Source organism: Nostoc sp. EspVER01, assembly GCF_034530635.1.
Taxonomy (GTDB): Bacteria; Cyanobacteriota; Cyanobacteriia; order Cyanobacteriales; family Nostocaceae; genus Nostoc.
Genome location: NZ_JAVRCS010000011.1, coordinates 66,484 through 90,390 on the forward strand (window position 1 = coordinate 66,484; position 23,907 = coordinate 90,390).

Consider the following 23,907-nt stretch of genomic DNA (forward strand, 5'->3'; position numbering starts at 1 on the left):
AAAGGACAAATAACAAAGGACAAAAAGTCATGTCACGTATTGGTAAACGTCCAATTACTATTCCCGCCAAAGTTCAAGTGGCGATCGATGGTACGAATATTGTGGTGAAAGGCCCGAAAGGAGAACTTTCTCGCACTCTCAGAGATAATGTCTCACTCTCTCAAGAGGGGGAAATATTACACGTAAATCGTCGGGATGAAACTCGGACATCGAAGCAATTGCACGGCTTGAGCCGCACTTTAGTTGCCAACATGGTCGAGGGAGTTTCCCAAGGTTTTCAGCGCCGTTTGGAAATTCAAGGTGTTGGTTACAGGGCACAACTTCAAGGGCGTAACCTAGTTTTGAATATGGGTTACAGCCATCAAGTGCAAATTGAACCACCAGATGGAATTCAGTTTGCCGTAGAAGGTACCACTAACGTCATTGTTAGCGGCTATGACAAAGAAATCGTCGGTAACACAGCCGCCAAGATTCGTGCCGTTCGTCCACCAGAACCTTACAAAGGTAAAGGCATTCGCTATGCCGGTGAAGTGGTCAGACGGAAAGCTGGTAAGACTGGTAAGGGTGGTAAGAAGTAGAAATGAAACTTACTCGTAGAGAATCAAAAAACCGTCGTCATCGACGCGTTCGTGGCAAAGTGATTGGCTCCCCAGAACGTCCGCGTTTAGCGGTATTTCGTTCTAATGAGCATATTTATGCCCAGCTGATTGATGATACTCAGCATCAAACCATCGTGGCTGCATCGACTGTAGAACCAGAGTTGAAATCTAGTTTAGCGTCATGTGCAAACCGCGATGCATCGGTACAAGTTGGTAAGTTGATCGCAGTGCGATCGCTAGAAAAAGGCATTACCAAAGTAGTCTTCGATCGCGGTGGTAACTTATATCATGGTCGTGTCAAAGCATTAGCTGATGCAGCACGCGAAGCTGGTTTAGATTTCTAAAGTCATTAGTCATTAGTCATTAGTTATTGGACAAATGACAAAGGACAAATGACAAATGACAACTGACAAATGACGTTCACCAGAGCATAAATTATGGCAACAGAGCGTAAAAGTAGAACAAAGCGTGCCAAAAAAGAAGAAACCACTTGGCAAGAGCGGGTTATCCAAATCCGCCGCGTAAGTAAAGTGGTCAAAGGTGGTAAAAAACTCAGCTTCCGAGCGATTGTTGTCGTTGGTAACGAACGCGGTCAGGTTGGAGTTGGAGTAGGCAAAGCTTCAGATGTAATAGGTGCCGTCAAAAAAGGCGTAGCCGACGGCAAAAAACACCTCATTGATATCCCAATCACCAAATCCAACTCCATCCCCCATCCCATTGATGGTGTCGGTGGTGGTGCAAAAGTGATTATGCGTCCAGCCGCACCTGGTACTGGGGTAATTGCGGGTGGTGCTGTGCGAACTGTGTTGGAATTAGCAGGAGTTCGTAACGTTTTAGCCAAGCAACTAGGCTCCAACAATCCGCTCAATAATGCTAGAGCCGCAGTTAATGCCTTATCTACACTGCGTACCCTTGCTGAAGTCGCCGAAGATCGCGGTATTCCTATTCAAAATCTCTACATCTAATTTAGTCATTAGTCATTGGTCATGAGTCATTAGTGAATAACAAAGGACAAATGACAAATGACAAACGACAAATGACAAACGACAAATGAGAACTTGATAAATTATGAGACTCCATGATGTTAAGCCGCAAAAAGGCTCAAAAAAACGCAAGCGCCGTGTAGCTAGAGGTATTTCTGCCGGACAAGGCGCTAGTGCTGGTTTAGGTATGCGGGGTCAAAAATCTCGTTCTGGTAGTGGTACCCGACCAGGTTTTGAAGGTGGTCAACAGCCATTGTACCGCCGCTTACCTAAGCTGAAGGGCTTTCCGATTATTAATCAGAGGATTTACACTACGATTAATGTAGAGAAGCTAGCCTCCCTTCCCGCGAATACGGAAGTAACTTTGACCTCATTGAAAGCCGCAGGTATCCTGACTGCTGTCAAGGGGCCACTGAAAGTTCTAGGTAACGGGGAATTGAGCATCCCGCTCAAGGTACAAGCGGCAGCTTTCACAGGTTCAGCGCGTAGCAAAATTGAGGCAGCTGGTGGTAGTTGTGAAGTCTTATGAGTGAGCCGGAACAGCGCACTTAAATGCAAGCCAACTCGCTGCCAGTGCTTGGTTCACTATAAAGGTAGCACTCTATGATCAGTCGAGATAAAGCCCCAACGGCTCAAGAAACTTTTATGCAGATGGCGCAGGCAGCCGGGCTAAGAGGTAGGCTGCTTGTCACCGTCGGTATCTTAATTTTGGTTCGCCTGGGTATTTTCTTACCCGTTCCAGGGATTGATAGACCAAGATTTGCCGAAGCCATATCGGGCAGTAATTCCATATTTGGCTTACTGGATATATTTTCCGGGCGAGGACTTTCGACTTTGGGAGTCTTTGCTTTAGGAATTTTGCCCTTCATTAATGCGTCTATTATCATCCAATTGCTCACGGCGGCCATTCCATCTTTAGAAAATTTACAGAAAAATGAAGGGGAAGCCGGTCGGCGAAAAATATCGCAAATTACCCGATATGTAACTGTAGTTTGGGCAATTCTTCAAAGTACAGCTTTTTCGGCATTATTCCTCCAGCAATTTGCCTTAAACCCAGGTCCCATATTTGTCGCTGAAACTGCGATCGCTCTGACTGCTGGTTCAATGTTCGTTATGTGGGCATCAGAACTAATTACAGAACGGGGTATTGGAAACGGTGCATCCTTGTTGATTTTTGTCAATATTGTTGCATCATTACCAAAAGCTTTGGGTGACACCATCGACTTGGTGCAAGTCGGCGGTCGGGAAACAGTAGGTCGGGTGATCGTGCTGATCTTAGTTTTCCTAGCAACAATTGTTGGTATTGTGATTGTTCAAGAAGGAATGCGCCGCATCCCAATTATTTCGGCTCGTCGCCAAGTAGGTCGGAGAGTTTTGGCAGAGCAACGTAGCTATCTCCCTCTGCGGCTAAATCAAGGCGGCGTAATGCCAATTATTTTTGCTGCTGCCATCCTCAGCTTGCCACTGCTGATCGCCAATTTTACTAAAAATGCCGAATTGGCGAATATAGTTAACACTTATTTGAGTCCAGGCGGTTCTAGCTCCTGGGTCTATGCCTTGGTCTACATGGTTTCCATAGTTTTCTTCAGCTACTTCTATTCTTCGTTGATTCTCAACCCAGTAGACGTGGCGCAGAACTTGAAAAAAATGGGTTCTAGTATTCCTGGAATTCGTCCCGGCAAGGCAACTAGCGAGTATATCGAACGCGTTTCCAACCGACTCACTTTTTTGGGTGCGATCTTTTTGGGCTTTGTTGCGATTATCCCCACAGCCGTGGAAAGTGCTTTGAATGTGAAAACTTTCCAGGGGATAGGTGCTACCTCTTTGTTAATTTTAGTTGGTGTGGCAATTGAGACAGCCAAACAAGTCCAAACTTATGTCATATCTCAGCGCTATGAAGGAATGGTGAAATAATAGTGACGCGATTAATCTTCTTGGGGCCACCTGGAGCGGGTAAAGGAACACAAGCTCAAACTTTGGCTGAACACTTGAATATTCCCCATATTTCTACGGGTGAAATATTAAGACAAGCTATGAAAGAGCAGACTCCTTTAGGAATCAAAGCTCAAAGTTATGTTGATAGCGGCGAGTTAGTACCCGACCAGCTAGTGCAGGACTTGGTACAGGAGCGCCTCGATCAACCAGATGCCAAAAATGGTTGGATTCTGGATGGATTTCCCCGGAAAGTGACCCAAGCAGCTTTTTTGGAGAAGTTACTGGAAGCAATACATCAAGGTGGCGAAAGGGTAGTCAATTTAGATGCACCAGATGAAATTGTAATTGCACGTTTGCTAGCTAGAGGACGAAAAGATGATACTGAAGAGGTAATTCGTCGTCGTTTAGAAGTGTATCGTGCTGAAACTGCACCTTTAATTGATTATTACGGCGATCGCAAAAAACTCCTAACAGTCAATGGCAATCAGTCCCAAGAAGATGTCACTGGTGAACTACAAAAGGTAATCGCTTCGTGAAAAGAAGGGGAATAGAGAGTACATAATTCCCTACTCCCCAACCACACTCCCAAGAAAAAGATCAATTTTAGCTAAGATATATTAATAAACTGTTGATATATTTCTTAAAATGTGTTTCTTTGCAGATGAAGCGCTGCAACTGAACACCGAATTGTTGAGTTGAGGAAAAAACAAATTGTCTAAGCAAGATTTGATTGAAATGGAAGGCACGGTTACAGAGTCATTGCCCAATGCGATGTTTCGCGTTGACTTGGACAATGGTTTTAACGTGCTAGCACACATTTCCGGCAAGATTCGCCGAAATTATATCAAGATTTTGCCCGGCGATCGCGTCAAGGTGGAGTTAACACCCTACGACTTGACCAAAGGCAGAATTACTTATCGACTACGAAAGAAGTAAGTGTATGTAGAGAATTTTACCATAAAACCATTTTTTTGACTGTTTACTAGTCATTTAACTGGATTAATTTTCCTATAAATGCTATAATTTTATATTTGGAGTCAAAAAATAAAAGGCCATGAAAGTTAGAGCCTCAGTCAAGAAAATTTGTGAAAAGTGTAACGTGATCAAACGTCGTGGTCGCGTTATGGTGATCTGCGTGAACCCGAAACACAAGCAACGTCAAGGATAAAACTCTTACCAACAGAGTGAGTTGTAACACGCACATCATCATTAAAACGAAAAGACGCGATTAGTCACGTTTTTCCAACCAACAGTAATTGCGAGAACAATAGGGAGAGTTCATTGTGGCACGTATTGCCGGAGTAGACCTTCCACGCGATAAGCGCGTCGAGATCGGTCTAACTTACATCTACGGAATTGGTTTATCACGCTCTCAAGAAATTATAGCGGCTACTGGTGTGAACCCAGACACCCGCGTTAAAGACTTAAGTGATGCCGATGTGACAGCCCTACGAGGGGAAATAGAAACCAACTATCAAGTAGAAGGCGACTTGCGGCGCTTGGAGTCTTTGAACATCAAGCGCTTAGTTGACATTGGTACCTACAGAGGTCGTCGTCATCGCATGGGCTTACCAGTCAGAGGCCAAAGAACTCGCACCAATGCCAGAACCCGTCGAGGCAGAAGGCAGACAGTGGCTGGGAAGAAGAAGGCTCCAGGGAAATAATTTTGCAACGCTTGCTAATCCGAGCAAGTTTTACCTTAAATCAACTAAACAAGTATGGCGAGACAACCAACTAAAAAATCCGGGAGCAAGAAGCAGAAACGGAATGTACCCAGTGGAATGGCCTACATCCAGTCTACTTTCAACAATAGCATTGTCACCATTACCGATCAAAATGGAGATGTCATCTCCTGGGCCAGTGCTGGTTCTAGCGGTTTTAAGGGAGCAAAAAAGGGAACTCCCTTTGCAGCGCAAACCGCTGCTGAAAGTGCAGCCCGTCGCGCTATCGATCAAGGAATGCGCCAAATTGAGGTAATGGTCAGTGGGCCAGGAGCAGGTAGAGAAACCGCTATCCGGGCACTTCAAGGAGCAGGACTGGAAATTACCCTGATTCGGGATATTACCCCGATTCCTCACAATGGTTGTCGTCCGCCCAAGCGCCGTCGAGTTTAAACACCAAGACTTGGGCAGTGAGGACGAAAAGTTACAGCCAGCAATGACCGCTTGAGCGTCTAACGTGCAAACTGTTATTGAGTCAAAGCTTGGGCAACCAGAAGCGCGTCAGATTTTCCCGCCGGGAAAGCTGTTAAACTTCCGGCTACCAAAAATATTATTAATCAATTTTGGATTTTAGATTTGCGATTTTAGATTGAACCCGATTATAAGGGTGCTGGGCCTCGTGGATTTTAAGTTGATGATTTAAGATTTGTTGCGCCAATCAGAGGCGGAGCATGAACCAAAGAAGCACAATCCAAAATCCAAAGTCCAAAATCGAAAATTGGCAATCAATTCTGGAGGCAATTGATTTGTCTGCTAGCAGCACCTTAGAAAAAGGGAGGCTCATCCGTGGCGCAGTTTCAAATTGAATGTGTAGAGTCGAATACCGAAGAAAGTCGGAACCATTACAGTAAATTTGTATTGGAACCTCTAGAACGCGGTCAAGGAACAACTGTTGGCAACGCACTGCGGCGGGTTTTACTGTCTAATTTAGAAGGTACAGCAGTTACAGCAGTGCGGATTGCGGGCGTTTCACACGAGTTTGCTACAGTTCCGGGCGTGCGGGAAGATGTGCTGGAAATCCTCATGAGAATGAAGGAAGTTATCCTCAAAAACTATTCTTCGCAGCCTCAGATTGGGAGATTACTCGTTACCGGTCCAACAACAATCACTGCGGCGCATTTTGATTTGCCCAGTGAAGTAGAAGTCATCGATCCGACCCAGTATGTAGCCACCATCGCTGAGGGTGGAAAGCTAGAAATGGAATTTCGGATCGAGAAAGGCAAAGGCTATCGCACTGTAGAGCGAGGACGTGAGGAAGCCACATCGTTGGATTTTCTGCAAATCGACTCAATATTTATGCCGGTGCGAAAAGTCAACTACAGTGTTGAAGAATCTCGTGGGGAAGGCTTGATTCCAAAAGACCGACTACTGTTGGAAGTTTGGACAAATGGCAGTATTTCCCCTCAAGAAGCACTATCTTCTGCTGCCGCAATCTTGGTAGATTTATTCAATCCGTTGAAAGACATCTCCCTAGAACCAACAGACACAGGTTCGGATATTCCAGACGATCCAACTGCTCAGATACCCATCGAAGAGTTGCAACTTTCTGTGCGGGCATATAACTGTCTCAAACGGGCACAAGTTAACTCTGTGGCAGATTTGCTGGATTATACCCAAGAAGACCTCTTAGAAATTAAGAACTTTGGGCAGAAGTCAGCAGAAGAAGTTGTGGAAGCTTTGCAGCGACGCTTGGGCATTACCCTGCCAATGGAAAGAGGCTCTAAACACCCTTAAGAAAAACCTTCATAATTCATAGTGCATAATTATGCGTCACCGTTGTCGCGTCAAAAAACTCAGTAAACCAGCCGATCAACGCCGTGCTTTACTGCGATCGCTCGCCACCGAGTTGATCCGTCATGGTAAGATCACCACCACTTTAATTAGAGCGAAAGTTCTCAGAAGTGAAGTGGAAAAAATGATTACCCTAGCCAAAAATGGCTCCTTGGCAGCACGTCGGGAAGCTCTTGGCTATATCTTCGACAAACAACTGGTTCACGCTCTATTTGAGCAAGCTCCTACTCGATATGGCGATCGCCAGGGCGGTTATACCCGCATCCTGCATACCGTACCGCGTCGGGGCGATAATGCAAAAATGGCAATAATTGAATTGGTTTAAGTCATTTAGTCATTGGTTATTAGTTATTAGTCATTAGTCATTGGTCATCGGTGAATAACAAAGGACAAGTGACAAAGGACAAATGACAAAAAACAAATGACAAAGGACAAAATCTGTATGTTAGAAAGCCACCAGCCTACACAAACTCATCGAGTAGCCTTGGTAATCCAATACCTAGGCACTCATTTTCATGGCTGGCAACGGCAAAAACAACACCGGACAGTCCAAGAAGAGATTGAAATTGCGATCGCTACTATTCTTGGGTATCATGTAACACTGCATGGAGCTGGGCGAACCGATTCTGGAGTTCACGCTGCTGCTCAAGTAGCCCATTTTGAAGCAACAGGTTTTATTCCGCCTCACAAGTGGGCAACAATCCTCAACAGCTACCTGCCGCCAGATATATTAATCAGGGCTTCAGCTGGTGTCGATAACCGTTGGCACGCTCGCTTTAGTGCAGCCTATCGACGGTATCGCTACACAATATATACTGAAGATCGGCTTAACTTGTTTGTAAGACCCTTCAGTTGGCATTATTATTATGCACCCCTGGATGAATCTTTAATCCAAGCTGCCTTGAAACCTCTCTTGGGAAAGCATCACTTAGCTGCTTTTCACCGTGCAGGCTCAAAGCGATCGCATTCCTGGGTAGAGGTACAAGCAGCAGAGTGTCGTCGCAGTGGGCCATTTATCCATATTGAAATACAGGCAGATGGATTTTTGTATGGCATGGTACGGCTGTTGGTAGGGATGCTGGTAGAAGTAGGTTCTGGACAACGAACACTTTCTAGCTTCACCGAACTCTGGAAAGAAGAACGCCGGGAAGAAGTCAAATACGCCGCACCGCCTCAAGGCTTGTGTTTGTTGCGAGTCGGCTATCCCGATTTTCCCTTTCCAAAAGAGATTTGGTACGACACCTTGCCAAAGTTCGTCACTAGTCAAGAGTCATTAGTCATTGGTCAGTAGTCATTGGTCATTAGTCATTAGTGAATAACTAAGGACAACTGACAAAGGACAAAGGACAAATAACAAATGACAAAAGACAAATGACTAATGACAAATTAAAAATGACAAAGGACAAATGACAAATGACAACAGTTAAAACATACCTTCCTTCTCAAGCAACCCTTGAGCGTGAGTGGTACATAGTAGATGCCACCGACAAACGCCTCGGTCGCCTCGCCAGCGAAATCGCCCAGGTATTGAGAGGCAAAAAGAAACCCGAATATACACCTCATCTAGATACAGGTGACTTCGTAATCGTCATCAATGCCGAGAAAGTAGCAGTCACAGGCAAAAAGCGCACTCAAAAGCTTTACCGCCGCCATTCTGGTCGCCCTGGTGGAATGAAAACGGAAACTTTCGCTAAACTGCAAGACCGCATACCAGAGCGAATTTTAGAACAAGCTGTTAAAGGTATGCTACCTAAAAATAGCTTGGGTAAGCAGTTGTTCACCAAGCTGAAAGTTTATGCTGGGCCTACGCATCCCCATGATGCTCAAAAACCTAAAGAACTAAAAGTTAATACAATTCCTGGAGAAGAAAATTAATGGTAGTAGCAGATGCTAATAGCGGTCGCGCCGTATACTGGGGTACTGGCCGCCGTAAGAATGCGGTAGCACGGGTACGCTTGGTTCCAGGCACCGGTCAACTGATTGTGAACGGTAAAGATGGAACCTTGTATTTCCAATTCAACCCCAACTACCTGGGAGTGATTAAAGCACCCCTAGAAACTCTGGGATTAGAAAACGAGTATGACATTTTGGTGAAAGCAGAAGGCGGCGGCTTGACCGGACAGGCTGATTCTGTTCGCTTGGGAGTTGCTCGTGCTTTGTGCCAACTCGACCCAGACAACCGCCCACCTTTGAAAACCGAAGGTTACTTGACTCGCGATCCCAGAGCAAAAGAGCGGAAGAAATATGGTTTACACAAAGCTCGGAAAGCACCTCAATACTCTAAGCGTTAGGGAATTGGGCATTGGTGAAGAAGGTGATAGGTTACAGGGGACAGGTGATAGTTTTCTGTTAACTGTAAACTGTTCCCTTCTCCCTTCTCCTAGCTCCAATTGAAACCTGAAAGTTATAATTTATATAGATTCATCACAAAAAGAACAATGGCTAAAGCTGATATTCACCCCCAGTGGTATCCAGATGCTAAAGTTTACTGCAACGGTCAAGTCGTTATGACCATTGGCTCTACCAAGCCAGAATTGCACGTAGATGTTTGGTCTGGAAATCACCCCTTTTACACTGGCACTCAGAAGATTATTGACACTGAAGGTCGAGTAGAGCGCTTCCTCCGCAAGTACGGTATGAGCAGCACTCAAACATCTGGCGACGAACAAGACAAAAAGTAGCGAGTTGGCTCTGCTGTTAACGACGGCCCTGCATCAGCTGGGTCGATTTTTATTTATATGCTCGAGCCAATTTGTTATTTTTTTAAGGAGCGATCGCAATCGTCATGGCTGAATCATACTTACTGGACAAACTAAAATCCGTTGAACAAACTTTTAATGAATTAACACGTCGTCTTGGCGACCCCGATACCGCTAGCAATCCTGATGAGTATCAAGAAATTGCTAAGTCTCGTTCTTCTTTGGAAGAGGTAGTTAATACTTATGAAATTTGGAAAACAGCCCAAGAAGACTTGATTGGAGCGCGTCAGGTTTACAAAGAATCTGCAAGTGACCCAGAGTTGCAAGAAATGGCATCACTGGAAGTAAAAGAACTTGAAGAAAAAATAGAACATTTAGAGTCTCGCTTGAAGGTCTTACTACTACCACGCGACCCCAATGATGAAAAGAATATCATGTTGGAAATTCGGGCTGGTACTGGTGGCGATGAAGCAAGTATTTGGGCTGGCGATTTGATGCAGATGTACACCCGCTATGCCCAGACTCAAGGTTGGAAAGTTTCTCTAGTAAGCGAATCTCGCGGAGAAATGGGTGGCTGGAAAGAGGTCATTCTCGAAATTAAAGGTAATGACGTTTACAGCCAGTTAAAGTTTGAAGCTGGAGTGCATCGTGTGCAGCGCGTGCCGGCAACTGAATCTGGGGGACGGGTTCATACTTCCACAGCTACCGTGGCGATTATGCCAGAGGTAGATGATGTGGAAATTCACATTGACCCGAAAGATATTGAAATGACTACAGCCCGTTCTGGTGGTGCTGGTGGACAAAACGTCAACAAGGTGGAAACAGCCGTTGACTTGATGCACAAACCGACAGGGATTCGGATTTTCTGTACAGAAGAACGCAGCCAGTTGCAAAACAAAGAACGGGCGATGCAAATTCTGCGGGCGAAGTTGTATGACATCAAGTTAAGCGAACAACAAGCAGCTGTTACTTCCATGCGGCGATCGCAGGTTGGTACTGGATCGCGATCGGAAAAAATTCGCACCTATAATTATAAAGATAACCGCGCTACCGATCATCGGTTAGGTCAGAATTATTCCCTTACCCCTGTTTTGGATGGTGATTTAGAGACGCTTATCCAATCTTGTATATCTCTAGACCAACAGGAACGTCTTGCGGAGTTAGCGACTTCTGCCGCTAACTAATACCAATTCAATTAATGATTGCAACACATCTTTGGTTGGATAAAGACGCGATGAATCGCGTCTCTACAAATGGTCATAATTGCTGTGCTGTTGTTAAATATTCTGTAAAACCACTTGTTGCAATGTTGCTTTTAACACGGACAGGTGGTTTTCTAATATCGCATGGAGTATATCTTCTATTTCACTGGGATAATGGTAATAGGCAAATTCGTACTTCATAACGTAGTTTAGCTTCGCCCATTCCTTCAGGGTTTCACAGGTATAAATTAGCTTTTCCACTTCTTCTTGCCAACGTGCAAAAATCCGGTAGCTAAAAAAGCTGCTGCATATATTGCCTTTTGCATCCCAGTAGGAAATACACACTTGATGTTTCAGAAGGTGGATTTTTTTGATTTGCTTAACATCGTAGCCTTTAACTTTTAAAGCTTCTTTGGTTTCTGCGTCAGAAATGTTCCACTGTTCTGGTTTAATTTTATTAATGGCTATAAGATTTTTACCTTTGCGGCGATATTGGTTAATTTTGCCTGGCTTGCGAAACATGATGCACCTTCGATATTATTTCTTCGCAGCAAAGTCTAACTACTAGCACAACCGCCGTAGCAAACTAAGTTTTTTGGGTTGATTAAAGATAGATGGGTTATTCTACTAGCTTGATGCCTGTAGTTGCCGATTTACAACCAGAGATATAGTTTAGTACTAAAACACAAGGCTGTCAATATAAAAGTAAACTTGTATTATTGAAAGTAAACTTGTAAATAAAGTTGGCTAGCTATATAAGCAGTGAAGATCGAAAGCAAACAAAAACTGATTGAAATCATTAAACTAGCTCGCGGTTCAATGAGTCAGCGAGCGTTTGGTAAGCTTTTGGGAGTATCTGCTACTGCTGTTCAGATGTGGGAAAAAGGTGTGAAGGTTCCAGATACAGAAAATTTGGCTCAAATCGCATCGAAAGCAGGCTACACAATGGAAGAGTTAATCAGTTGCATTGATGGCAAGCCAATTCCAGAAACTTCAGATTTGAGTCTGATTCTGAGACAAATCCAGCACATGCCTCTTAGCCAAGTAGCTCAAATTGTGCAAGCTGCGGCAGATAGATTGGCGGCTGTGGCTGAAGCGTCTGGGGATGAAGCGAAAGCAAGTTGAATATTAAAATAATTCGTAATTCGTAATACTTCGGCTCCTTTCGACTTCGCTCAAGGCAAGACGCTCAGTACAAGTTCGTAATTCGTAATTAAGTTTTTTAAGGGCGATTTAGCGCAAAATCGGATCAAACTAGCTTGTGGTTTCTTGCTGTCAAGATTCAACTCTATGGACAAACCTTTTTTGTATGACCAAGACTTCTATGGCTGGACACAGCAGCAGGCTAAAGCGTTAGAGCAGAGGCTAGTTATGGAACTAGACTGGCAACACCTGCAAGAGGAAATTCAAGCTTTGGGGAGACAGGAGTATCGGGAACTCGTGAGCCGTCTGAGTGTATTACTCGGTCATCTCTTAAAGTGGGAGTATCAACCCGAACAACGCTCTCGCAGTTGGTTTTTAACAATTAGAGAACAGCGTCGCGCCATCCACAGGCATCTGCGACAGAACCCTAGTTTAAAGTCTCGAATCGAAGAATCATTGTTAGATGGCTTTGAAGCCGGAGTCGATTTGGCGCTACGAGAAACTAACTTACCATTACGAACTTTTCCAAAGGATTGCCCTTATTTATTTGATGATGCGATGTCTACGACGGGCTACGCCTACGCAGACAATTTTCTGTGCGATACTCGTCAAGACTGGGAAGGATAATTACTACCATTTTTATGATGCTCATTTGTTATTTAGAGATATCTTAAGTAGAACGAGGTGAAAAAAATTATATACTTATAAGTTTTACTCCAAGTTAGTTAGATATAGTTACATCTATGAAACAAGTAATAGAAAATGTAAAACAAACTATAGCGCAAAAAGAAATACTTTGGGCTTATCCAATTGCACTTAAATTACAAAAATATCATTATAGTTTGGCAATCCAATGGGCAATAGAATGCATACAAATATATTCATCTAATACTAAATCGGATAAACTCTCCCAGCTTAATAAATATATTCAGCAAGCTTTGTCAGAGGCAAATTTTTTAACTCCTTTACAGTGTAATGAAATTAGTCGAGAAATATGGTATTTGCCTGAAAGGGAAGAAATTCAAACTGCAATAGCTCGACTATGGGGTTCTATCGCAGCTTTTAAAGATGGAGAAGATCGTGGTGGAGTAATGGAAACCACTAGGGCAGTCGAATTAGTATTACCTGATATATCCGCTCATCGTCTATTAGATCGATACTTAGAAGCTGCTGTAATAATTTTTGAAGAATACGAATCACAAAACAAGGCGTGTGAGTAGTAGAATCGCCTTGATTCATCTGGCGATCGCTAATTTTGGCTGAGTTAGAGGTTCTGGAAGAAATACGTAATGACTATATAAACTAAGCCCGTCTGCGTGGACTCCAGCAAGTTGAAACCCACGGAGGTGGGTTTTGTCTGTATAGCTGCGATTTCTAATCGCCAGTGCTAGGGTATTTTACTGGCAGTTAAGGAATAAATGGTTTTAAAATGGTGCAATCTGAAAATATTTAGGGGTGCAGCTATGTCGCTACGCAATGAGCCTTTAGATTGGCAACTTGAAACCAACAATCCTTATATACCAGTTTATCATCAAGGGAATTTGGTGGGATTTTTTAAACCAGAATATGCTAGTGAAATTATTAAAATTTTAAATGAAGAAGAAGTTTTAAAAAAAGCGCTAAAAATGGCTTGTAGTGATTTAATTAAAAAAATCGGCGGCGATACCAGAAAAGTCAATTATTTAATGGAAAAATATATAAAAACTAGTGAACGTCCCAAGTATGGAACTAGAGCGATCGCAGTTTTACTTCATGATAGACAAAAAGAGCTTGACTTGAGTAACCAGGAGTTTGCTAAATTCTGCGATACCTTTAAATTATCCCCTACTGAACTGAATAGTATTTATGCTGGAGAAGCATTTGATGATAGTTTATTAGCGCCCCTTTCACGGATATTAGGGATGGCAAAAGAGCAATTGCTCAAAGTGCGAGATGGTTCTGAAGAATAAAGTAATAAATGAACAGCAAATAAAAATTTTCAAATGATATAAAATTGTGAAAACAGACATCATCTTTTATCGGCTGTTTCAAGAATTCCCTGATATCTTCTTTGAACTTATTGGTAATCCTCCAGAATCAGCTAGTCTTTATCAATTTTCATCAGTTGAAATCAAACAAACAGCCTTCAGAATCGATGGCGTATTTCTGCCTACACAAGGAAGCGAGAACCCGATTTACTTTGTTGAAGTGCAATTTCAAGCTGATGGGGAAATTTATTCACGGCTAATTGCAGAAATATGTTTATACCTCCGTCAGAATCAACCATCAAATGACTGGGGTGCTGTGGTTTTATACCCCAACAGGAATGTAGATACAGGCAATATCAAACATTACCGTGAGTTTTTCACAAGTGGGCGCGTCAGACGCATTTATTTGGATGAATTAGGTGAGGCTGCATCGCTTCCAATTGGCATTGCAACTGCTAAATTAGTAATTGCAACTGACGATATAGCGATCGCACAAGCAAGGGAGTTGATAGACAGAACCAAGTCAGAGATAAGCTCACCACCAAAACAGCAGCAATTATTACAATTTATAGAGACGATTTTGGCTTACAAATTTCCCACAATGAGTAGGGAGGAGATGGAGGAAATGTTTGGCTTAAGCGAATTAAAACAAACCAGATTTTATCAAGAAGCCTTTCAGGAAGGTGTTGAAGAAGGTAAGGTTCAAGGCATTGAAGAAGGTAAAGTTCAAGGGAAACTAAAAGCAGTACCAGCAATGTTGGCAGCAGGGTTGACTGTAGAACAAGTAGCACAGGCGTTAGATTTGAATGTCGAAGAAGTCAGAGAAGTAGCACAAAGTCAGCCTTGAGATAGATGTGGTAAATTTTATCCGTGGCTCAAGCCAAATTTGGTTTGCGGCTTCCAAACTTGATCACGACGAATTTATAGTTAATTTTTGTTAATATTAGAGGCGGTGTTAGTACTTCGTCCTCAACCACCCACTCCCTACCTGAGAGAAACTTAATGCTGCGACTAGAACATATAAGTAAAATTTATCCCACAGGCGAAGTTCTCAAAGATATCAACTGGGAAGTTAAACCAGGCGATCGCATTGGCTTAGTCGGTGTCAACGGTGCTGGAAAATCAACCCAACTTAAAATCATCTCTGGGGAAATGGAACCCACCGCCGGCGAAATCATTCGTCCTAATAGCTTACATATAGCCTACCTTAACCAAGAGTTTGAAGTAGACCCCACTCGCACCGTTAGAGAAGAATTTTGGACTGTCTTCAAAGAAGCCAACGAAGTACAGTTATCTCTGGCGCACATCCCACAAGAGATGGAAACGGCTAGCCCAGAGGAACTGGATCGACTGATCGACAAGTTGGATCGCTTGCAGCGTAAATTTGAAGCCTTAGACGGCTACAACTTAGATGCACGCATTGGGAAAATTCTGCCAGAAATGGGGTTTGGGCTAGAAGATGGCGATCGCCTCGTCAGTGCCTTCAGTGGTGGTTGGCAAATGCGGATGAGTTTAGGTAAAATCCTGCTGCAAAAACCCGACTTGTTGCTGCTGGATGAACCGACTAACCACCTAGATTTAGAAACAATTGAGTGGTTGGAAAATTACCTCAGAGGGCTGATTACGCCGATGGTAATAGTCTCCCATGACCGGGAATTCCTTGACCGCCTCTGCACCCAAATTGTGGAAACTGAACGTGGCGTTTCCAGTACCTACCTTGGTAACTACTCGGCATATTTGGAACAAAAAGCCGAAAGTCAATCAGCACAACTGAGTGCTTACGAACGCCAGCAAAAAGAATTAGAGAAACAGCAAACCTTTGTTGATAGATTCCGCGCCAGTGCTACCCGCAGTACCCAGGCAAAAAGCCGGGAAAAGCAACTCGACAAAATCGAGCGCATTGAAGCGCCCATTGCTGGGGTAAGAACTCTACACTTCCGTTTTCCCCCTGCACCCCGCAGTGGACGCGAGGTAGTAGAAATTAAAGATTTAACTCATCTTTATGGTGATAAAATCTTGTTTTTGGCAGCAAATCTGCTAATTGAAAGAGGCGATCGCATTGCTTTTCTTGGCCCCAACGGTGCTGGAAAATCTACCCTTCTGCGCGTAATTATGGGTATGGAACCACCCACAGAAGGCATTGTTCAATTAGGGGATCATAACGTTATTCCTGGTTACTTTGAGCAAAACCAAGCTGAAGCTTTGGACTTGAAAAAAACTGTCATGGAAACTATCCATGATGAAGTTCCAGACTGGGATAATCAAGAAGTCCGCACGCTTTTGGGACGCTTCTTATTTACAGGTGATACTGTATTTAAGGCAGTTGGGGCATTAAGTGGAGGAGAAAAAGCTCGTTTGGCGTTGGCAAAAATGCTTTTACGTCCCGCAAACTTACTAATTTTAGATGAGCCGACAAATCACCTAGATATTCCAGCGAAGGAAATGCTGGAAGAAGCTCTCAAAAATTATGACGGTACGGCAATTGTAGTTTCCCACGATCGCTACTTTATTTCTCAAGTAGCTAACAAAATCGTCGAAATTCGTGATGGTGAATTCCGGGTTTACTTAGGAGACTATCATTACTATCTCCAGAAAATTGCCGAGGAAAAAGAACAAGCAAAGTTAGCTGCGATCGCTGCTGAAAAAGCTGCTAAAAAAGCTGCAAAAGCTTCCAGTAAAAAGAAATAATAGATAGAGTACAGACTTAGTAGTAGTGCTAAAATGCTACTACTAAGTAATCACTTGTTATTAGCGATCGGCAACACTACAGAAAAATTGCTTAAGTTTAAAAAATATTTCAAAAAACTGTAAGTCTTTCATAAAAGAAATTAATAAGCAAAAATTCACTTGCGGCGTGGATTAGCAGTGGTATCATTCGGGTATTACAAAAAGTAAAGGGCAATTTTACTATGACCAAAGCACCTGTTGCTCCTGTGGTGCTAGTCATTTTAGACGGATGGGGCTACTGCGAGGAAAGGCGAGGAAACGCTATTGTTGCTGCTAAAACTCCCATAGTGGACAGTTTATGGACAGCTTATCCGCATACCCTCATCCGCACATCAGGAAAAGCCGTAGGGTTGCCAGAGGGTCAAATGGGCAACTCGGAAGTTGGTCATTTGAACATTGGCGCTGGGCGAGTAGTACCGCAAGAACTGGTACGCATCTCTGATGCGGTTGAAGACGGTTCTATTGCCTTAAACCCAGCACTCGTCAAAATTTGCCAGGAAGTTCGCTCTCGGAATGGCAAGCTGCATTTAGTAGGCCTTTGTTCTGAGGGAGGGGTACATTCACATATCACCCATCTATTCGGACTACTTGACTTAGCCAAAGACCAGCGAATTCCAGAAGTTTGTATTCACGCCATTACCGATGGTCGTGACACCGCCCCAACTGACGGTGTAAGAGCAATCACACTATTGCAAGATTATATAAACCGCACAGGAATTGGGCGCATAGTCACCCTCAGCGGTCGCTACTACGCGATGGATCGCGATCACCGCTGGGATCGCGTCAAACGTGCCTACGACGTGATGACTCAAGATGGTGTGGTTGATAATCGCACGGCTGTAGAAATCTTGCAAGCATCTTACGCCGAAGGGGTAAAAGATGAATTTGTCAACCCAATCCGAATTGCTCCCGGCGCAATAGAACCAGGGGATGGGGTGATATTTTTCAACTTCCGCCCCGATCGCTCTAGACAACTGACTCAAGCTTTGGTCAGTCCCACATTTAACGGTTTTGAAAGACAGCAAATCACACCACTGTCTTTTGTTACCTTTACGCAGTATGATTCAGACTTACCCGTGGCTGTAGCCTTTGAGCCTCAGAATCTCAGTAACATTCTGGGAGAAGTCATAGCCAATCACAGTTTGAATCAGTTCCGCACCGCCGAAACCGAAAAATACGCCCACGTCACCTATTTCTTTAATGGGGGTCTGGAGGAACCTTTTGCTGGAGAAGATCGGGAACTGGTAAGCAGTCCAATGGTAGCGACTTATGATCACGCCCCAGCGATGTCAGCAGTAGCAGTTACAGATGTTGCGATCGCTGCGATTCAAAAGGGTATATATTCCTTAGTTGTGATTAACTATGCCAATCCAGACATGGTAGGGCATACTGGTCAAATCGAAGCTACCATTACAGCAATTGAGACAGTCGATCGCTGTTTGGGACGTTTGTTAGAGAGCGTTATCAAATCCGGCGGTACAACAATTATTACTGCCGATCATGGCAACGCTGAGTATATGCTAGATGAAGGGGGTAATCCCTGGACGGCTCATACCACTAACCCAGTGCCCTTCATTTTGGTAGAAGGAGAGAGAGTTAAAATCCCTGGATATGGTACAAATGTCGAACTGCGAAGCGATGGCAAGCTATCCGACATCGCTCCCACAATTCTAGAGATTTTACAGCTGCCTCAGCCACCAGAAATGACCGGGCGATCGCTGCTGAAAACAGCAGAATACGAGCTGCAACGTACTCGCACTCCCGTGCAAGTAGGGCTGTAAAACAGTTAATAGTGAGGAGTTAAGAGTTAATAGTCAAGAGTGATGAATTAAAACTTTCCTAACTCCTAACTCCTAACTCCTAACTCCCAACTCTGACTCCCTGTTTGAAAAATTGTTATAAATGAGATTCCTACCATGACAGTTAGTAATATCGTGCAAGGCATTTGGGCATTTTCCGCCACTGGTTTGATTATCTTGGTTTTACTCCATAGTCCTAAAGGTGATGGCGTTGGCGCTATTGGCGGACAAGCCCAATTATTTAGCAGCACCAAAAGTGCAGAAAACACCTTAAACCGAATTACTTGGGCATTGACAGTAATTTTTCTCGGTTTAACAGTAGTTTTAAGTGCTGGTTGGCTGCCTAAATAAGGATAGGTAAATGGGGAAAAGAACCCAACACCCGATACTTAACACCCTAATAAATTTAATTTCACGACGGTTAATTAAAGCTCTTGCCTTATTTTTTGGTACAGGGCTGTTAATCGTTTTTACTAATATCGAGTCGATTCATGGGTTTACAATAATATCAAAATATGTATATTCAGATTTAATAATCTCTCTCCCCACTTCCCCAAAACCTCATCCCTTACCGCCCACACTGGCGCAGTGGCAAGATAACACTAACAGTGGTGACTACTTTTCCCAAGTCACAACAACCCAAGTTGGTTATTTAGTTTGGTCACAATTTCCCATTCGAGTTTACGTAGAACTGCCAAAATCTGTCAGCGAAAAACAAGCTCAAGCATGGGTTAATGGTGTCTTGCAGGGTGTAAAGGAGTGGACTACTTATTTACCTTTGACAATAGTCGAACAGCCAGAGATTGCTGATATTACGATCGCGCGAAAAGCGCCACCTCTACAAATTTCCCCTGGTAGTAATATACCTCGTGCGCGATCAGCACAAACTACTTACCAGTTATATACCAGCAGCAAAATTTTATCCCACCGCTTTACCATCTTGATAAGCCCCAGTCAAACAGGTGAGTATCTCATTGCAGCTAGCCGCCACGAATTTGGCCATGCGTTGGGAATTTGGGGTCATAGTCCGCTACAAACTGATGCTTTATACTTTTCTCAAGTTCGTAACCCGTCGCCTATTTCTTCTAGAGATGTAAATACTCTAAAACGGGTTTATGAACAGCCAACCAGTTTAGGATGGTCTTTAGTAGATAATTCAAAGATTAATCGATCGATAGGTAGACTATAAGCTCGTCACTACGGAAAAATGCTAGTAATAGCGAAATAATGACATATTCGTACCAACTTGTACTTGATACTAATGTACTGCTTACTGGTTTACGATCTAATCGTGGTGCATCTTACAAACTGTTAACAATTCTGAATGATACACGTTGGCAGTTAAATGTCTCTACCACCTTAGTCTTCGAGTATGAAGAAATTCTCAAACGAGAAAAAGAGCAGCTTGGATTGAGCGATGAAGATATTGACAACGTTATTGAAGCTATTTGTAGAATCGCTAATAGATGTAGCATTTTCTATTTATGGCGGCCAGTAGCACGCGATCCTGATGATGATTTTCTCATCGATTTAGCTGTTGAATGCCAAGCCGACTTTATCATCACTTACAATAAAAAAGATTTACAAGCAGCCCAAAAATTCGGACTGACGGTAGTTTCACCCAAAGAATTCTTGCAAATAGTAGGAGAAATTCCATGACTAACTTAAATGTACAGCTACCCGAATCTTTATATAAACAAATTGAAGCTTTAGCAGCCAGAGAAAATATTTCTATTGAACAACTTGCAACTATTGCCTTATCTGCACAAGTTTCCGCATGGATGACCAAAGACTATTTGGAAGAAAAAGCCAAAAGCGGTAGTTGGCAAAAATTCCAGCAAGTTTTGAATAAAGTGCCTAACGTAGAACCAGAAGAATATGATAAGTTGTAGCGACTTAATTTTATGGTATTGATCAGTTAAAATATGAATATACCTTGCGCCAAGAATTAAAATTTAAGATTAAGGCAACCAATTTTTATCTAAAATTTGCTCTAAGGAATAAGGACATGATTCAGGTAAATTGGTTAGCTTTGTTTTAGCTTTCACATAATCTAAGGCATTGCTATAAATTCTGCTGAAATTATCCTCTAAATGTTTGCGTATATTAGTGCTTAAATCTTCATTTACTTGATTACGAAAACTAATAATTTCTGCTGCCCAATGATTAGTATTTATTTGCTTTTCTAAATCCCAATATTGATAAAGTAATAAATGTCTAATAATCTGTTCTAATAAACTTTTTACTCGTCTTTTTTCATTTTTAGCCAAATCTTCCAATTCTTCTATTAAGTTTTCATAGTCAATGTCTGCTAATTGTCGATTTTTGAGACATTTAATAGTCTCCTCTAACCATTGCAGGTAATTGGATTCATATAATGTTTTTAGGTCAATAATTGCAGTCATTTTTTAATTTTATTATTTATTCCATTAAGCCATTCTAGCGTTGTATATACAATGTATTTTATATGTGTTGCTTGATGCGAGGGTTAAATTATGGAAAGCGAAGAATTTTTCCAGCGATATGATGCTGGAGAGCGGGACTTTAGCGGTGTTAATTTGAGAAGAGTTATGAATTTCCATTACAGAGTACCCATCTTTAGGGATGCCATACTCAAAGGTGCAAATCTGAGTGGAATCACTAGATATCATATTGATTTCAGTGGAGCCGACTTGAGTAACGCCTGTTTGGAAGGAACCGACATCAAGTACGCCAACTTGAGGCGGGCTAACTTGAGTGGTGCTAATTTGAGAGGTGCTAATTTGGCTGAAACTGACCTCAGTTTTGCTGACTTGAGAGGTGCTGATTTGACTGGTATTGACCTGAGTCGTGCCAACCTGACTGATGCCAATTTGCTGAGAGCAAACTGGAGTTCCATTACTACTGAAGGAACCCTTTTCTGTAATACTACTATGCCAGATGGGAGTATTTATAGCGATCGCAGCAGGGTAATTAAGGTTGAGGAATTGCTCCAACGTTATGCCAGTGGTGAGAGAAAGTTTTTCGGCGTAGTTATTCATCGCGCCAACCTCGAAGGAGCTGATTTGCGCGGCATTGCATTGAGTCGAGCTATCTTGAGTCACGCTGAGTTGAGGGGTGCTAACTTGGAAGAGGCTAGCTTGAATAAGCTCAATTTCTGGGGTGCCAACTTGAGTGGTGCCAATCTCGCTGGTTCTGAAATGAACCATGCTGACTTGAGGGACACCGACTTGAGAGGTGCTGACTTGAGAGGCGCTCAAATGGTTGGTGTCAACTTGAGTGGCGCTAACTTGGAAGGAGCTAATTGGGAGGACGCTTGGCTCTTGGATGCCCTATTGTGGAACACTATTTGTCCTGATGGAGATGTTGTCGTTGAACGCTGGTGGCTTAATTAATACCGAAGTCTCTGTTAAAATAGTTATGTCTTCTACAGTTGCTAGAAGGGAGACTGTGGGCCGTCCTTTCAAAAGATTCCTAATATTTTCATCACGAATATTAGATAAGAAGTTAAAACTATCACCGCCTGTTGCCTGAGCATTAAAAATATTTTCAAGTTCTCAAAGTTCTACTCGCCAAATATTGGAATTTCGCCACTGTTCTGTGATGATTATTAGAGCAAGGTTAAAACCTAATACCTAATATAAGACTGATGAAGAAAAGCTAAACTGCACCTAATGCATCTGGAGAACACTGATAAGCATAAAAATGCGTAGGTGCAGGCATCGCACTTTATCCCTCTTCTGTCACTTTCCGGAAGGGCGATCGCTAGAAGCCCTATGAGGCAATCAATACAAGCTATACTATTAGAAAAAAATCGCTCTTGTATTTGTTATTAAGAAATAATCGCGCAATCGCTTGCTATACAAAAGCTCTCTTATTTCAGAAATGGCAAAAGTTTTCGGAGAGTGACAGAACAGGGTTATTTCCTTTCCCTACGCTCTACGACTTAGTGGTAGAGGTCGCTGTGCTAAAACTCCTTTATACAGTTCTTCCAGCAGACTAATATTTTTACTGAGGGTATAGCGGTCTAATACACGCTGTCTAGCTTTTTGCCCCAGTAGAGTTGTTAACTCTGGATGGTCTTGCAACACTGGCAAGAGCGTTCTCAATTGCGATCGCGCTGTTTTGGTACTAATGACGACACCTGCGCCTTTTTCCAATACTTCTCCATCTGCACCCACATCTGTTGCTAAACAAGCCAACCCACATGACATTCCTTCTAACAGAGATAGGGACAAACCCTCTACCAATGAAGGCAAAACAAATACATCTGCGCCCCGCAAAATTTCAATGCGTCGGTCTTCATCAGCGACAAATCCTAACCAGATAATGCCGTATTCTGAACCATAAAATGGCTCTAAGGAAGACTTCAAAGGGCCGTCGCCAACAATTAGCAATTTAGTACCAGGCTCCATTGCCGACTGCTTCCAAGCCCGGAGGAGGGCTTCGACATTTTTCTCTGGTGCTATGCGACCCTGATAGACAAACAAGCGTTCGGCTTTAAATTCTGTTTTAATTTGAGAAAATCCTGGAGAATACTTGCTGGTATCAACACCGTTGGGAATTACGGCAATATTTTCTTCCCTTACGCCCATCCCTGCCAATAATTCTCGCTGAATTTGGGAAAATACAATCACGCGATCATAGTTAACTAAAAAAGGCGCATAGAGCTGATAAGCCAAAAGTTGTGTTCCCGATACCAGCTTTGCTCCCTTGCCAGCAAACGGTGTGTGAAAAGTGGCAACTAAGGGCAACCTCAGTTCCTCACAGATTTCTGGTAGAAAAAAGTCTAGAGGAGATAACGTCAAGGAAGCATGGACTACATCTGGTTTGATTTCCCGCAGTGAATCGGTTAAAACTTTGGTGGCTTTAAAAGTGGGAATAGTGTAAACCTGGGACTTGTAAATGAAAGGTAGGGAAACCTCTCGAAGATTTGGCCAATTATCAGGTTCAGAATCTTCCTGGGCGAAGTGAAGAAAGCTAACTTGATGTCCCCTATCTAGCAAGGCATTTGTAATTTCTCGACTGTAGGTAACATTGCCGCAAAAGGGCGATTTTTTTCCAATCCAGGCTATACGCATTCTTTATTTAGCTGTAAGAAAAGCGGGTGTAATGTATTACTTGTGTGTCCTTTGTGATTTTTCTTTTATCTAGCTATACTTGCTGGTTTTTTTATTTATTAAAAATTCCCAAAACTTTCTACTAGTTTAAAAAGCTTATTGTCAGCTGATTAAACCAGTGGATTGATGGCTTTATTTATTTTAGTTATAAGTTGTTAATTTCTGATATTTAAACAACTTATTCTGACTAATGTCAGATTCATATCCGGCAAGTATGTGATAAATTTTCACTGACCACAGTT

32 protein-coding genes are annotated in these 23,907 nt (G+C 42.8%); 29 read left to right on the forward strand and 3 right to left on the reverse strand.

What is annotated here, in order from left to right; all coding sequences use genetic code 11:
• Positions 1 to 29: 29 nt before the first annotated feature.
• The 17 genes from rplF to prfA all read left to right on the forward strand — a co-directional run bounded on the left by rplF (position 30) and on the right by prfA (position 10,912).
• Positions 30 to 578 (forward strand): 50S ribosomal protein L6, encoded by a 549-nt coding sequence (gene rplF / locus RMX69_RS12080; RefSeq protein WP_163927942.1) that lies wholly within the window; start codon positions 30 to 32, stop codon positions 576 to 578.
• Positions 579 to 580: 2 nt separating this feature from the next.
• A complete protein-coding gene (gene rplR, locus RMX69_RS12085) occupies positions 581 to 943 on the forward strand; it encodes a 50S ribosomal protein L18 (protein WP_094349098.1) in 363 nt (120 codons plus the stop codon).
• Between the two features lie 93 nt (positions 944 to 1,036).
• Positions 1,037 to 1,564, forward strand: coding sequence for a 30S ribosomal protein S5 (gene rpsE, locus RMX69_RS12090; RefSeq protein WP_190891248.1), 528 nt, complete (start codon positions 1,037 to 1,039; stop codon positions 1,562 to 1,564).
• A 103-nt stretch (positions 1,565 to 1,667) separates the two neighbouring features.
• Positions 1,668 to 2,111, forward strand: a complete 444-nt coding sequence (gene rplO / locus RMX69_RS12095; RefSeq protein ID WP_289799263.1) for a 50S ribosomal protein L15 — start codon at positions 1,668 to 1,670, stop codon at positions 2,109 to 2,111.
• A 74-nt stretch (positions 2,112 to 2,185) separates the two neighbouring features.
• A complete protein-coding gene (gene secY, locus RMX69_RS12100; RefSeq protein WP_289799264.1) occupies positions 2,186 to 3,496 on the forward strand; it encodes a preprotein translocase subunit SecY in 1,311 nt (436 codons plus the stop codon).
• Positions 3,497 to 3,498: 2 nt separating this feature from the next.
• Positions 3,499 to 4,053: an adenylate kinase gene (locus tag RMX69_RS12105; protein ID WP_289799265.1), complete on the forward strand. Its 555-nt coding sequence runs from the start codon at positions 3,499 to 3,501 to the stop codon at positions 4,051 to 4,053.
• A 175-nt stretch (positions 4,054 to 4,228) separates the two neighbouring features.
• The gene (gene infA / locus RMX69_RS12110) at positions 4,229 to 4,453 is read left to right on the forward strand and encodes a translation initiation factor IF-1 (RefSeq protein WP_006276978.1); all 225 of its coding nucleotides are present in this window, start codon (positions 4,229 to 4,231) and stop codon (positions 4,451 to 4,453) included.
• A gap of 118 nt (positions 4,454 to 4,571) precedes the next feature.
• Positions 4,572 to 4,685 carry a 50S ribosomal protein L36 gene (gene rpmJ, locus RMX69_RS12115; protein ID WP_015129703.1) on the forward strand — a complete coding sequence of 38 codons (114 nt, stop codon included), beginning with the start codon at positions 4,572 to 4,574 and terminating at the stop codon, positions 4,683 to 4,685.
• Between the two features lie 115 nt (positions 4,686 to 4,800).
• Positions 4,801 to 5,181 (forward strand): 30S ribosomal protein S13, encoded by a 381-nt coding sequence (gene rpsM / locus RMX69_RS12120; protein ID WP_104906411.1) that lies wholly within the window; start codon positions 4,801 to 4,803, stop codon positions 5,179 to 5,181.
• Between the two features lie 54 nt (positions 5,182 to 5,235).
• On the forward strand, positions 5,236 to 5,631 hold the full coding sequence (gene rpsK / locus RMX69_RS12125) for a 30S ribosomal protein S11 (protein WP_012410703.1): 396 nt from the start codon (positions 5,236 to 5,238) through the stop codon (positions 5,629 to 5,631).
• 393 nt (positions 5,632 to 6,024) lie between these two features.
• Complete coding sequence (locus RMX69_RS12130) at positions 6,025 to 6,972, forward strand: DNA-directed RNA polymerase subunit alpha (RefSeq protein WP_292774906.1); 948 nt, start codon at positions 6,025 to 6,027, stop codon at positions 6,970 to 6,972.
• 31 nt (positions 6,973 to 7,003) lie between these two features.
• The gene (rplQ, locus tag RMX69_RS12135; RefSeq protein ID WP_100901254.1) at positions 7,004 to 7,354 is read left to right on the forward strand and encodes a 50S ribosomal protein L17; all 351 of its coding nucleotides are present in this window, start codon (positions 7,004 to 7,006) and stop codon (positions 7,352 to 7,354) included.
• Positions 7,355 to 7,471: 117 nt separating this feature from the next.
• Positions 7,472 to 8,320 carry a tRNA pseudouridine(38-40) synthase TruA gene (truA, locus tag RMX69_RS12140; RefSeq protein ID WP_322637663.1) on the forward strand — a complete coding sequence of 283 codons (849 nt, stop codon included), beginning with the start codon at positions 7,472 to 7,474 and terminating at the stop codon, positions 8,318 to 8,320.
• A gap of 122 nt (positions 8,321 to 8,442) precedes the next feature.
• The gene (gene rplM / locus RMX69_RS12145; protein ID WP_114081992.1) at positions 8,443 to 8,904 is read left to right on the forward strand and encodes a 50S ribosomal protein L13; all 462 of its coding nucleotides are present in this window, start codon (positions 8,443 to 8,445) and stop codon (positions 8,902 to 8,904) included.
• Positions 8,904 to 9,320 (forward strand): 30S ribosomal protein S9, encoded by a 417-nt coding sequence (gene rpsI / locus RMX69_RS12150; RefSeq protein ID WP_104906415.1) that lies wholly within the window; start codon positions 8,904 to 8,906, stop codon positions 9,318 to 9,320. The genes rplM and rpsI overlap by 1 nt, the downstream gene beginning before the upstream one ends.
• A gap of 147 nt (positions 9,321 to 9,467) precedes the next feature.
• Positions 9,468 to 9,710, forward strand: a complete 243-nt coding sequence (gene rpmE / locus RMX69_RS12155) for a 50S ribosomal protein L31 (RefSeq protein WP_251955662.1) — start codon at positions 9,468 to 9,470, stop codon at positions 9,708 to 9,710.
• Between the two features lie 104 nt (positions 9,711 to 9,814).
• Positions 9,815 to 10,912, forward strand: coding sequence for a peptide chain release factor 1 (prfA, locus tag RMX69_RS12160; protein WP_163927947.1), 1,098 nt, complete (start codon positions 9,815 to 9,817; stop codon positions 10,910 to 10,912).
• A gap of 93 nt (positions 10,913 to 11,005) precedes the next feature.
• Here the strand turns inward: prfA and RMX69_RS12165 are convergent, their stop codons facing one another.
• The gene (locus RMX69_RS12165) at positions 11,006 to 11,452 is read right to left on the reverse strand and encodes a hypothetical protein (RefSeq protein ID WP_322637606.1); all 447 of its coding nucleotides are present in this window, start codon (positions 11,450 to 11,452) and stop codon (positions 11,006 to 11,008) included.
• 240 nt (positions 11,453 to 11,692) lie between these two features.
• On the opposite strand from RMX69_RS12165, the gene RMX69_RS12170 reads away from it, so the two are divergent.
• The 11 genes from RMX69_RS12170 to RMX69_RS12220 all read left to right on the forward strand — a co-directional run bounded on the left by RMX69_RS12170 (position 11,693) and on the right by RMX69_RS12220 (position 20,458).
• Positions 11,693 to 12,055 (forward strand): helix-turn-helix domain-containing protein, encoded by a 363-nt coding sequence (locus RMX69_RS12170; RefSeq protein ID WP_069070753.1) that lies wholly within the window; start codon positions 11,693 to 11,695, stop codon positions 12,053 to 12,055.
• Positions 12,056 to 12,220: 165 nt separating this feature from the next.
• Positions 12,221 to 12,700: a DUF29 domain-containing protein gene (locus RMX69_RS12175; protein ID WP_289799269.1), complete on the forward strand. Its 480-nt coding sequence runs from the start codon at positions 12,221 to 12,223 to the stop codon at positions 12,698 to 12,700.
• A gap of 116 nt (positions 12,701 to 12,816) precedes the next feature.
• Entirely contained in the window at positions 12,817 to 13,293 is a 477-nt protein-coding gene (locus RMX69_RS12180; RefSeq protein WP_322637607.1) for a hypothetical protein, read from the forward strand.
• Positions 13,294 to 13,536: 243 nt separating this feature from the next.
• Complete coding sequence (locus RMX69_RS12185) at positions 13,537 to 14,022, forward strand: hypothetical protein (RefSeq protein ID WP_322637608.1); 486 nt, start codon at positions 13,537 to 13,539, stop codon at positions 14,020 to 14,022.
• Positions 14,023 to 14,068: 46 nt separating this feature from the next.
• Positions 14,069 to 14,887, forward strand: coding sequence for an Rpn family recombination-promoting nuclease/putative transposase (locus RMX69_RS12190; protein WP_322637609.1), 819 nt, complete (start codon positions 14,069 to 14,071; stop codon positions 14,885 to 14,887).
• A gap of 155 nt (positions 14,888 to 15,042) precedes the next feature.
• Complete coding sequence (locus tag RMX69_RS12195) at positions 15,043 to 16,728, forward strand: ABC-F family ATP-binding cassette domain-containing protein (protein WP_289799274.1); 1,686 nt, start codon at positions 15,043 to 15,045, stop codon at positions 16,726 to 16,728.
• Positions 16,729 to 16,949: 221 nt separating this feature from the next.
• The gene (gene gpmI, locus RMX69_RS12200; RefSeq protein ID WP_322637610.1) at positions 16,950 to 18,548 is read left to right on the forward strand and encodes a 2,3-bisphosphoglycerate-independent phosphoglycerate mutase; all 1,599 of its coding nucleotides are present in this window, start codon (positions 16,950 to 16,952) and stop codon (positions 18,546 to 18,548) included.
• A 135-nt stretch (positions 18,549 to 18,683) separates the two neighbouring features.
• Entirely contained in the window at positions 18,684 to 18,917 is a 234-nt protein-coding gene (gene secG / locus RMX69_RS12205) for a preprotein translocase subunit SecG (RefSeq protein ID WP_109011945.1), read from the forward strand.
• Positions 18,918 to 18,927: 10 nt separating this feature from the next.
• Positions 18,928 to 19,755: a peptidase gene (locus tag RMX69_RS12210; RefSeq protein WP_322637611.1), complete on the forward strand. Its 828-nt coding sequence runs from the start codon at positions 18,928 to 18,930 to the stop codon at positions 19,753 to 19,755.
• 38 nt (positions 19,756 to 19,793) lie between these two features.
• Positions 19,794 to 20,225, forward strand: coding sequence for a putative toxin-antitoxin system toxin component, PIN family (locus RMX69_RS12215; protein WP_289799277.1), 432 nt, complete (start codon positions 19,794 to 19,796; stop codon positions 20,223 to 20,225).
• Positions 20,222 to 20,458 carry a hypothetical protein gene (locus RMX69_RS12220; protein ID WP_289799278.1) on the forward strand — a complete coding sequence of 79 codons (237 nt, stop codon included), beginning with the start codon at positions 20,222 to 20,224 and terminating at the stop codon, positions 20,456 to 20,458. The genes RMX69_RS12215 and RMX69_RS12220 overlap by 4 nt, the downstream gene beginning before the upstream one ends.
• Before the next feature lie 69 nt (positions 20,459 to 20,527).
• Here RMX69_RS12220 and RMX69_RS12225 read toward each other — a convergent pair whose 3' ends face one another.
• On the reverse strand, positions 20,528 to 20,971 hold the full coding sequence (locus tag RMX69_RS12225; protein WP_322637612.1) for a DUF29 domain-containing protein: 444 nt from the start codon (positions 20,969 to 20,971) through the stop codon (positions 20,528 to 20,530).
• A gap of 90 nt (positions 20,972 to 21,061) precedes the next feature.
• Here RMX69_RS12225 and RMX69_RS12230 point away from each other — a divergent pair, with 90 nt between their 5' ends.
• The gene (locus RMX69_RS12230; RefSeq protein ID WP_322637613.1) at positions 21,062 to 21,940 is read left to right on the forward strand and encodes a pentapeptide repeat-containing protein; all 879 of its coding nucleotides are present in this window, start codon (positions 21,062 to 21,064) and stop codon (positions 21,938 to 21,940) included.
• A gap of 537 nt (positions 21,941 to 22,477) precedes the next feature.
• On the opposite strand, the gene RMX69_RS12235 is transcribed toward RMX69_RS12230, so the two are convergent.
• Complete coding sequence (locus RMX69_RS12235; protein ID WP_289799281.1) at positions 22,478 to 23,626, reverse strand: glycosyltransferase family 4 protein; 1,149 nt, start codon at positions 23,624 to 23,626, stop codon at positions 22,478 to 22,480.
• Positions 23,627 to 23,907: the final 281 nt, after the last annotated feature.

What these genes read in the sequence shown, in the direction of transcription:
- rpsE (WP_190891248.1), top strand. Translation starts at nt 1,037, where the DNA reads ATGGCAACAGAGCGTAAAAGTAGAACAAAGCGTGCCAAAAAAGAAGAA.
- rplM (WP_114081992.1), top strand. Translation starts at nt 8,443, where the DNA reads ATGACAACAGTTAAAACATACCTTCCTTCTCAAGCAACCCTTGAGCGT.
- secG (WP_109011945.1), top strand. Translation starts at nt 18,684, where the DNA reads ATGACAGTTAGTAATATCGTGCAAGGCATTTGGGCATTTTCCGCCACT.
- RMX69_RS12195 (WP_289799274.1), top strand. Translation starts at nt 15,043, where the DNA reads ATGCTGCGACTAGAACATATAAGTAAAATTTATCCCACAGGCGAAGTT.
- truA (WP_322637663.1), top strand. Translation starts at nt 7,472, where the DNA reads ATGTTAGAAAGCCACCAGCCTACACAAACTCATCGAGTAGCCTTGGTA.
- prfA (WP_163927947.1), top strand. Translation starts at nt 9,815, where the DNA reads ATGGCTGAATCATACTTACTGGACAAACTAAAATCCGTTGAACAAACT.
- secY (WP_289799264.1), top strand. Translation starts at nt 2,186, where the DNA reads ATGATCAGTCGAGATAAAGCCCCAACGGCTCAAGAAACTTTTATGCAG.
- RMX69_RS12180 (WP_322637607.1), top strand. Translation starts at nt 12,817, where the DNA reads ATGAAACAAGTAATAGAAAATGTAAAACAAACTATAGCGCAAAAAGAA.
- RMX69_RS12225 (WP_322637612.1), bottom strand. Translation starts at nt 20,971, where the DNA reads ATGACTGCAATTATTGACCTAAAAACATTATATGAATCCAATTACCTG.
- gpmI (WP_322637610.1), top strand. Translation starts at nt 16,950, where the DNA reads ATGACCAAAGCACCTGTTGCTCCTGTGGTGCTAGTCATTTTAGACGGA.
- rplQ (WP_100901254.1), top strand. Translation starts at nt 7,004, where the DNA reads ATGCGTCACCGTTGTCGCGTCAAAAAACTCAGTAAACCAGCCGATCAA.
- RMX69_RS12230 (WP_322637613.1), top strand. Translation starts at nt 21,062, where the DNA reads ATGGAAAGCGAAGAATTTTTCCAGCGATATGATGCTGGAGAGCGGGAC.
- rpsI (WP_104906415.1), top strand. Translation starts at nt 8,904, where the DNA reads ATGGTAGTAGCAGATGCTAATAGCGGTCGCGCCGTATACTGGGGTACT.
- RMX69_RS12175 (WP_289799269.1), top strand. Translation starts at nt 12,221, where the DNA reads ATGGACAAACCTTTTTTGTATGACCAAGACTTCTATGGCTGGACACAG.
- RMX69_RS12215 (WP_289799277.1), top strand. Translation starts at nt 19,794, where the DNA reads ATGACATATTCGTACCAACTTGTACTTGATACTAATGTACTGCTTACT.
- RMX69_RS12165 (WP_322637606.1), bottom strand. Translation starts at nt 11,452, where the DNA reads ATGTTTCGCAAGCCAGGCAAAATTAACCAATATCGCCGCAAAGGTAAA.
- RMX69_RS12185 (WP_322637608.1), top strand. Translation starts at nt 13,537, where the DNA reads ATGTCGCTACGCAATGAGCCTTTAGATTGGCAACTTGAAACCAACAAT.
- rplR (WP_094349098.1), top strand. Translation starts at nt 581, where the DNA reads ATGAAACTTACTCGTAGAGAATCAAAAAACCGTCGTCATCGACGCGTT.
- rpmE (WP_251955662.1), top strand. Translation starts at nt 9,468, where the DNA reads ATGGCTAAAGCTGATATTCACCCCCAGTGGTATCCAGATGCTAAAGTT.
- RMX69_RS12235 (WP_289799281.1), bottom strand. Translation starts at nt 23,626, where the DNA reads ATGCGTATAGCCTGGATTGGAAAAAAATCGCCCTTTTGCGGCAATGTT.
- RMX69_RS12220 (WP_289799278.1), top strand. Translation starts at nt 20,222, where the DNA reads ATGACTAACTTAAATGTACAGCTACCCGAATCTTTATATAAACAAATT.
- rplF (WP_163927942.1), top strand. Translation starts at nt 30, where the DNA reads ATGTCACGTATTGGTAAACGTCCAATTACTATTCCCGCCAAAGTTCAA.
- rpsK (WP_012410703.1), top strand. Translation starts at nt 5,236, where the DNA reads ATGGCGAGACAACCAACTAAAAAATCCGGGAGCAAGAAGCAGAAACGG.
- RMX69_RS12210 (WP_322637611.1), top strand. Translation starts at nt 18,928, where the DNA reads ATGGGGAAAAGAACCCAACACCCGATACTTAACACCCTAATAAATTTA.
- rpmJ (WP_015129703.1), top strand. Translation starts at nt 4,572, where the DNA reads ATGAAAGTTAGAGCCTCAGTCAAGAAAATTTGTGAAAAGTGTAACGTG.
- rplO (WP_289799263.1), top strand. Translation starts at nt 1,668, where the DNA reads ATGAGACTCCATGATGTTAAGCCGCAAAAAGGCTCAAAAAAACGCAAG.